General features: G+C 57.0%; 8 protein-coding genes. 2 read left to right on the forward strand and 6 right to left on the reverse strand.

The features are described 5' to 3' along the window. From WA354_RS20455 to WA354_RS20480, 6 genes are all read right to left on the reverse strand, one after another. Positions 1-793, reverse strand: a 793-nt coding sequence (locus WA354_RS20455) for a carboxypeptidase regulatory-like domain-containing protein (protein WP_472814872.1), incomplete at its 3' end; no start/stop codon positions are given. 593 nt (positions 794-1,386) lie between these two features. Beyond that, the gene (locus WA354_RS20460; protein WP_472814873.1) at positions 1,387-2,145 is read right to left on the reverse strand and encodes a hypothetical protein; all 759 of its coding nucleotides are present in this window, start codon (positions 2,143-2,145) and stop codon (positions 1,387-1,389) included. A gap of 32 nt (positions 2,146-2,177) precedes the next feature. Continuing rightward, positions 2,178-2,894, reverse strand: a complete 717-nt coding sequence (locus WA354_RS20465; protein WP_472814874.1) for an SIR2 family NAD-dependent protein deacylase — start codon at positions 2,892-2,894, stop codon at positions 2,178-2,180. Positions 2,895-3,007: 113 nt separating this feature from the next. Further along, positions 3,008-3,976, reverse strand: coding sequence for a quinone oxidoreductase family protein (locus WA354_RS20470; protein ID WP_472814875.1), 969 nt, complete (start codon positions 3,974-3,976; stop codon positions 3,008-3,010). 175 nt (positions 3,977-4,151) lie between these two features. Beyond that, complete coding sequence (locus WA354_RS20475) at positions 4,152-5,156, reverse strand: glycosyltransferase family 2 protein (protein ID WP_472814876.1); 1,005 nt, start codon at positions 5,154-5,156, stop codon at positions 4,152-4,154. A 100-nt stretch (positions 5,157-5,256) separates the two neighbouring features. Beyond that, positions 5,257-5,577: a tetratricopeptide repeat protein gene (locus tag WA354_RS20480; protein WP_472814877.1), complete on the reverse strand. Its 321-nt coding sequence runs from the start codon at positions 5,575-5,577 to the stop codon at positions 5,257-5,259. A gap of 157 nt (positions 5,578-5,734) precedes the next feature. On the opposite strand from WA354_RS20480, the gene WA354_RS20485 reads away from it, so the two are divergent. Then, entirely contained in the window at positions 5,735-6,262 is a 528-nt protein-coding gene (locus tag WA354_RS20485) for an acyl-CoA thioesterase (protein ID WP_472814878.1), read from the forward strand. A gap of 41 nt (positions 6,263-6,303) precedes the next feature. Next, a complete protein-coding gene (locus WA354_RS20490; RefSeq protein WP_472814879.1) occupies positions 6,304-7,134 on the forward strand; it encodes an Mrp/NBP35 family ATP-binding protein in 831 nt (276 codons plus the stop codon). The last annotated feature ends 220 nt before the right edge of the window (positions 7,135-7,354 follow it).

Raw genomic sequence — 7,354 nt, forward strand, 5'->3', positions numbered from 1 at the left:
AATGGCTACCGAATCTGATCTGGTCGTTGGTTTGCCAGAAGTTTCCAAGGCTAAGGATCAAATCCCCTTCTCGGTTGAGCTCAAATCCGTTGCGCGGGGCAACATTGAAAGCCCCATACGTGCGATCTCCCACATCGGCGACATAGCTTCCACGTTGAATTTCAATATTGTTTATGTCCTTCGGGTCAATCTGCGGACCAATGTTGCTGGCAATATTTGTATTCGGAATTTCGACTCCATCGATTAGCCAGCTCACTTGATGACCGCCGCGCATGTGCAGCATGTCGTGGGTCATGTAGGCACCCGGGACGTAGTCGGTGATCATCTCCATCCCATAGCTGCGGCTCGCCCCAGGCGTCTGCTGGATGTCTATGTGGTTCACTGTGGTGGTTGGAGTAACACTGTCCACATTCGCAGCGTCAGGACTTTCAGTGATTGAAACGGATTGCTGGACAGTCGCAATCGGCAACTCGAAGTGCAGGATCGGTGAAGTTCCTGAGGCGAGTGTGATCGGTTGTGTCAACGAGGCAAAGCCCGGGGCGGAAACGGTCAGAGTGTAGTCGCCAAACGAGACGATCTGAAAGCGAAAAGCGCCGTCACGATCGCTTTCAAGCACCTGCACTGAGCTGGAACTGGCGCTCTTCAATTCTGCTTTGGCGCCGAAAATCGGCCGGTGCTGCGGATCATGAACGATGCCCTGGATCTGCCCATAGACAGTCGCATGCGCGCGCTGAACTGGAAGCAGAAAGTTGAAGAGACATAAAACAGGGAGAATGAACAAAAGCTTGCGCATAAACAAATCGACCTCCGTGTCACAGGCGTGACGCGCTCTAGCAAGGACGAGCTTGCAGGGGAAGATGCTGGGACCTCACCCTCAACGAGGCAAGGCGGGAAAGCTAGAGGAGAAGGCTCGGAGGACCGCGTTTCTGGCGACTGCGGTCGAGAGAGAGGCGATAGAGGGCATGCGTTTGGGGATGATTCGCCGGATGACTGACGATCTGGGCATAATGCGATCTCGACGGCGGTGGCGCTGCATGGAATGAAAATGCCGGAACAGTGGCCGCGCGAGGGTAGGATGGGCAACGCCCTTCGATCGCGTGAGCCCCTGAGCCAAAGCCCGACGAGCGCTCGATCTGGTCCATCGCGGCGCAGTGGTGATGCCCATTGCGCCGACAGCATGCAGGAAGATTTGCTTCTGGGTTGGAAGACGAAACCGCGAGCAGTGGCGCGATCTGAAACGAGCCGATCAGCGCGAGCATCAAAGAGGCTACGGGTCGCCACATACAGCGCCTAGTGTAAGCCAGATCACACGTAGGGGCAATTAAAAGCTGTGCCAGGCACTACAACCCGGGAGCTGGCATTGAACGAGCGCTACTCAGACCGCTCTTAGCCCAGCCTTGCAGGTACGAACTCTGTTGAACCCCAGCGTCCGAGATAGTCCGCGATAATCCACGCAGACCCTGCGATCCCGAAAGTCTCCGTACTTTCTGCCCAGTTCACAAAATGATGAGGATCAGCAAAGAGCATCGGCAACCATACCAGCAACCCGAAACCCAGGATCATTGCAGTCGTCAATTGAGACGCCAGCTGCGCACGGAAACCCGTCAGTAGTGCGATGGCAGCAAGAGCAAACGCGACCGTGGTCGCTATCGCCCAGAACATCTGTCCCGGAGGAATCCATTTCGGAACCAGACTTGCAGTTGCGGAGAGATAGAAGAGCTGTTCCAGCGCAAACGAGATAACACAGACAGCGAATGAGTAGTACCCGAACTTGGCAAGCCCGGCGGTTGGGGGTGAGGCGATTTCGCGGTAACCCGCGTACAGGACCAAGGCTGCCGAGACGAACGAGAACTGTTCGAAGAAATTTCCAAATCCGTTGTAAACAAGCGGATGTTTAAGGATAAGTGGTAATCCCAGCAACGCGAAGGCGAGATAGATTGCACCCACTGCGACAGAGCCCGCTCGAGCTGTTCTCGGCCATTGAATAGCCACGCCGCCGAGGACTTCAATCGTTGCCCCGATGTAGATGAAGATCGCGCGATGAGGAACGTCCCCAAGCGCGCTGAAATCATGCCATGCCAACGCACAGATGCCGGAAGCAATGGCCGCCAAGCCAAAGACGTAACGCCCGAAAGAGAATTTCATGAGAGCGCCTTACCTGGATTCGTGTGGAGAACCTAGCTTACTTCAAACAGTCCCGGCAAGACATCCCCCGCCTTGCCCTCCACCACATTTGTAAATGCATGCGCATTCAGCGGCGGCTCGGGCCCTACGTAAACCGTCCTCGCGCCGGCCTGCCGCGCCCAATGAACAAAGTTCGCCGCCGGATACACCGAACCCGATGTGCCTACCACCACCATCAACGTAGCCCGTGCAATCTCCCGCTGAATCCGATCCATCTCCAGCGGAATCTCGCCGAAGAAAACAATATGCGGCCGCAACCGTGCTCCGCACGCGCAGTGCCCCACTTCGTCCAGGCTCTTGTATACGGTGTGATCCTCAACCGGCGCTCGCCCGCACTCATCCTCGCAGCGCGACTTCGCCAGTTCTCCGTGCATGTGCACCAGCCGTTTCGATCCAGCGCGCTCATGCAGATCATCCACATTCTGAGTGCAAAGAAAGAACCGGTCGCCCATCTGCGACTCTAGCTCCGCAAGTGCAACGTGCGCCGGATTCGGCGCTGCCTTCGCGCCTTGATCTCTGCGTTCGGAATAAAACTGCCACACCAGCGCCGGATTCAGTTCCAGCGCCTCAGGCGTGCAAACATCTTCTACCCGATGCCCCGCCCACAACCCATCCGAAGCGCGAAATGTCGGCAGCCCACTCTCCGCGCTTATCCCCGCCCCCGTCAGCACGAACACACGATCGGAAGAAGAAATCGAGATTTTCGACATAATCGTAATGGCCCTCGGCTGTCAGCCTTCAGCTCTCAGCTTTATTCTCGACTCCTACGTAAATTGAATCAGTGTCAAGCCGCACAAATGAGCTGAAAGCTGAGGGCTTGCTCTCACGGTTCCAGCAAAATCTTGCCGGTAGTCTTCCGGTTCTCCATATCGGTCTGCGCCCGGCCGGCTTCCACCAGCGGGAACACATGTTCCATGCGCAGCTTCAAATCGCCCTTCGCCACCCAGCCAAGAACTTCGCCGGCGCGCCACTCGAGTTCTTGCCGAGTCGCGACGTAGTGCCAGAGCGTCGGTCGCGTTACGAACAGCGAACCCTTTCCGCTCAATTGGATTAAATCGAATGGCGGCACCGGCCCACTCGATCCGCCAAACAGCGCCAGCATTCCGCGCGGCCGCAGGCAATTCAAGCTTCCATCGAACGTCGTCTTCCCCACCGAGTCGTACACCACATCCACGCCCTTGTTGCTCGTCAGCCGCTTCACTTCCGCAACAAAATCCTGCTCGGTGTAGAGGATCACGTCCGAAGCACCGGCCTCGCGCGACAACTCCGCCTTCTCCTCTGTCGACACTGTCGTGATTACTCGCGCGCCAATCCGGGTCGCAATCTGCGTCAGCAGTAATCCCACGCCGCCCGCCCCTGCATGCACCAGCGCCGTGTCTCCGCCCTTCAAGGGATAGGTCGACGTCGCCAGGTAGTGCGCGGTCATCCCCTGCAGCATCGCAGCTGCAGCCTGCTCAGGTGTTAATGAATCCGGAACCTTCACCAGTTGCGACGCCGGAACCAGCGCGTACTCTGCATAGCTTCCCAACACACCGACGGATGCCACGAGGTCGCCAGGCTTGAATCCAGTCACTCCCGAGCCAAGATCTTCCACCGTACCCGCAGCCTCGCTGCCCGGAATCAGCGGCAACGTCGCTTTGTATGTGCCCTTGCGAAAATAAATCTCGATAAAATTGACGCCGATCGCTTCAACGCGAATCAGCACTTGTCCCGGTCCGGGAACAGGAATCTCCAACTCGGCGAGCTGCAGAACCTCAGGCCCACCCGTGTTCTGAATCTGAATTGCGTTCATACATGCGCAAGAATGCACCCTAACACCCGCAAACTGCAAGCAATGTATTTCCGGGTGAATCCACAGTTCCTTTTGAATTGCAAAACAACTCACAACAAACGAAACCCCGCCCGGAATGGATCCGCGCGGGGCTTCTGTTTTCTATTCCCTATTCCCTATTCCCTATTCCCTGCTTTTAAAACGTATCGTCGTGCCGATCCGTCAAAATGCTCGGCTCTTCCGGTGTCCTCAGCCGCACGATCCGATCGATGGTGTACGGCGCACGTTGTTGCGACGTATGGAAATGCCGCACCTGCAGTTCGCCGAGCAGACCAATCGCAAGCATCTGAATGCCTGCCAGTATCAGTACGCCTGCAATCACGAACAGCGGCCCATGCACGTCCATCACGCTCTGGTGTGGATGCGCAATCTTCATCCCCAGCAGCAGCGCCGAAATAAAGCTGCCCGCCAGGATTCCCAGTGCGCCGAAGCTGCCGAAGAAGTGCAACGGCCTGCTCATATATTTCAGCAGGAATCGGATCGTCAGCAGATCGAAGAACACCCGGAAGGTGCGGCCGATGCCATAGTGGCTTTTGCCGCGCTCGCGGTGCACGTTCTTGATCGGAATCTCGCAGATTGAAGCGCCATACCAGCTCGCCAGCGCAGGAATAAACCGGTGCATTTCGCCATACAGCGGAATGTTCTGGATTACTTCATGCCGATAAGCCTTGAAGGTCGTTCCAAAGTCATGGATGTCCACGCCTGAAAGCTTTGCCATGAGCCAGTTCGCACACCGCGAAGGAATCCGGCGCATTACGAAGTTGTCGATGCGCTCCTTGCGCCAGCCCGACACCACGTCGTAGCCCTCTTCCAGCTTTTCAAGGAAATTCGGAATCTCATTCGGATCGTGCTGCAGGTCGCCATCCATCGCCAGAATGTATTCACCCGAAGCGTGATCGAATCCCGCCGCCAGCGCTGACGTCTGACCAAAATTCCGGCGCAGCTTCACCACCAGCACGCGGCTGTCTACCGCGGCGATCTCTTCCAGAAGCTTGTAAGTCTTGTCGCTTGATCCGTCATCGACCAGGACCAGCTCAAAATTGTCGCCCACCTGCTCCATAACCTGTTTCAGGCGCGCGTATAAGACGGTTACATTGTCCTCTTCATTGTGGAAGGGGACGACAATTGAATACTTCGGCATATGTATAGTATAGACGCGCCGTTATTCCGAAAGGCGCAGTTATTCGTTACTCATCGTGGACGAAAAGCGATTACCGTGCTCAATTATCCGTTTGACAAGCCTATCGGTCCAGCTCGTCCAGCATTCCCTGCATCTCGCTGAGAGCATGGCGGTTGCCGGTCCGCGCCGCGCAACTGATTCCCGCCTTCAGCTTCTCGATCGCTTCGGGATTCCGTCCAGCTTTCGCGAGCGTCTGGGCAGACATGAAATAGGCCGCTGTGTAGTCGGGGTTCTGCTCCATCAAAACGTCGAATTCCTTCAGCGCCGCATCCGCTTCTCCGCGATTTGCCAGCTCCATGGCGATGCCATAGCGCGCAAATGCGTTCTTCGGATCAAGGGCGAGAATCTCTTTCAGTCCTGCAATCTTGTCGGTTGTGCTCATAATGGGGGATTTCTGCACCAAGGCGATTTGCGTAAATGGCGTGGATTGCCGAAACTGGAACTGGTGCTTCGGCACAGGCGTTCACTGGTTCTTTCATTGTAGCCGGAAGTGAACTCCTCTGAAGCCGCTGCACTCGAAAGATGGAGCAAGCAAGAAAATGAGCACGACTGAAGCCAATCCGCCTGTGCGTACGGTTGCCAGCACGCAGTCCGAGATGACTGAGGTCATCCTCCCTAACGACGCCAACACGCTCGGCAATCTCCTCGGTGGTCGTCTCATGCACTTCATCGACCTGACGGGCGCCATCGCTGCCTATCGCCACTCGCGCACCCATGTCGTCACCGCCGCGATGGATCACATCGACTTCATCCAACCCGTCCATGTCGGCGATCTGCTCATTCTTAAATCCAGCGTCAATCGCGCCTTCAACACATCTCTCGAAGTCGGTGTGAAGGTATGGGTCGAAGACCCGCAGACCGGGACACACCTGCACGTCGCCAGCGCCTATCTCGTCTTCGTTGCTGTAGACGAACACGGCCGCCGGCAGAAGCTGCCCCAGGTACAACCCGAAACAACCGACGAAGTCCGCCGCTACAACGACGCACTCCGCCGTCGTGAACATCGTGAATCCGAATCAGCGCGCCGGAAGCAGGAACGGCGTAGTACAGGCCTCACGCGGGTCTGATCAAAAACCGCTAAGAACCTGCACAAGGAGTAATTCCAACCATGGCTCATTCAGCCGCCGCGCCTCAGCCCTTACCGCTTCCGGGCGTCTCGAAAATCATCGCAATTGGATCCGGCAAAGGCGGAGTCGGCAAAACCACCGTCGCCGTCAATCTCGCCGTCGCGCTCTCCAAGCTCGGCCACCGCGTCGGCCTCATCGACGCCGACATCTACGGACCGAACGTCCCGCTCATGATGGGCTCAACGCAATCGCCGCGCGTCGGCGCTGATAACCAGATCCAGCCCAATGACACGCACGGTATCAAGACCATCTCCATAGGCTACATTTCGCCCGGCGACAAGCCGCTCGTCATGCGCGGACCCATGCTCCACCAGATCATCCGCCAGTTTTTGCAGCAGGTCGAGTGGGGCCAGCTAGACTACCTCATCGTCGATCTGCCTCCCGGCACCGGCGACGTAGTGATTTCTCTGGTCCAGACCGTCCCGCTCACCGGCGCCGTCGTTGTCTCCACGCCCAGCGATGTCAGCCTGCAGGATGCCCGCAAAGCCCTTGAGATGTTTGCGCAGGTCAACGTCGAAGTTCTCGGCATCGTCGAGAACATGAGCCACTTCACCTGTCCGCACTGCCACGAGGTGATCGACATCTTCTCCAGAGGCGGCGCCGAGCGCACCGCGACACAATTCAAAATCCCGTTCCTTGGTGCCGTCGAACTCATCCCCGCCATTCGTGAAGGCGGAGACCGCGGACTTCCCGTAGCACTGGCAGGCCCCAAGAGTCCGCTGGCCACAGAGTTCTACGCGATTGCGCAAAAACTCATCGAGCGCGCCGATGCCGCAGCAGCAGCCAGCAGCGACGTAATCGAAATCACTTAGTCTCCTGACCCTGAAGTTCTCAGTAAACGTTGGCGATGTCATTCCTCTTCTATGTGCATTCTTCCCCTCACGAACGCTGTCATTCTGAGCGAACGGGGCCCCGAACGTACCAGGGGCCCCAAAGAGCGATTTAGCTCTTTGGGGTAGGTTCGGGGGTGGTGAGCGAAGAATCCGCTTTTTCCTTCCGGACTTCAACGCCTCCCATTGAACTACTGGATGT

It is taken from the genome of Occallatibacter sp. (genome assembly GCF_049802275.1).
GTDB lineage: Bacteria > Acidobacteriota > Terriglobia > Terriglobales > Acidobacteriaceae > Telmatobacter.